Annotated in this window: 1 protein-coding gene; it reads left to right on the top strand. The window is 46.7% G+C overall.

Features of this window, described 5'->3' with window-relative positions; genetic code table 11:
- The first annotated feature begins 71 nt into the window (after positions 1 to 71).
- The gene (gene trhA / locus R7E78_RS25790) at positions 72 to 725 is read left to right on the top strand and encodes a PAQR family membrane homeostasis protein TrhA (RefSeq protein ID WP_180920200.1); all 654 of its coding nucleotides are present in this window, start codon (positions 72 to 74) and stop codon (positions 723 to 725) included.
- Positions 726 to 811: the final 86 nt, after the last annotated feature.

Below are 811 nucleotides of genomic sequence, written 5' to 3'. Positions count from 1 at the left end.
TTTAGCTTACACGTGTACGCTAAATGTGCCATACTAGAGCGAATATTCCAAACTCTAGTATAGGCGCATTGATGTCCTCACCGCAGAAACCTCAATACAGTCAAAGTGAAGAGCTTGCCAACACCATCACGCACGGTATTGGGATGATTTTCGGCATCGTCGGGTTAATCCTGTTGTTAATCAAAGCGACAAACCACCAAGCTGACACATTGACCGTGACAAGCATGGCGATCTACGGCTCCAGTATTATTGTGCTGTTTTTAGCCTCAACGCTGTACCACGCGATCCCTCATCCTAAAGCGAAACGCTGGCTGAAAACCTTCGACCATTGCGCTATTTATCTGCTTATTGCTGGCAGTTACACGCCATTTTTGTTGGTGAGTTTACGCACGCCACTTGCGTTTGGCTTGATGATAGTTATCTGGAGCATTGCTCTGTTCGGCATCATCATGAAGGTCGCATTTGTTTATCGCTTTAAGAAGTTGTCGCTGATGACTTATTTGGTGATGGGATGGCTGTCGTTGATTGTGATTTATCAGTTGGCGATCAATCTGGATATCGGTGGACTTACGCTGCTTGCGGTGGGCGGTTTGGTGTACTCGCTAGGGGTGATTTTCTACGTTGCGAAGCGTATCCCCTTTAACCATGCGATTTGGCACGGCTTCGTTTTAGCGGGTTGTGTGTGTCACTTCTTCGCGATTTATTACTTTGTCGAGCCTATCTAAACTTAGCGACCTAAGCCTCACGCGTCAGCGTGGCAAGATACGCTCGACAAAGAATATCAGACCCGTATTAGCGAGTTTTCACTTCT

This window comes from Vibrio sp. YT-19(2023), assembly GCF_033337395.1.
The sequence above is the reverse complement of the archived record's forward strand: the minus strand, read 5'-3'. Positions and strand labels throughout refer to the sequence as shown.

Bases quoted from the DNA above. Each gene is read 5' to 3' on its own strand.
- trhA (WP_180920200.1), top strand. From the start codon at position 72: ATGTCCTCACCGCAGAAACCTCAATACAGTCAAAGTGAAGAGCTTGCC.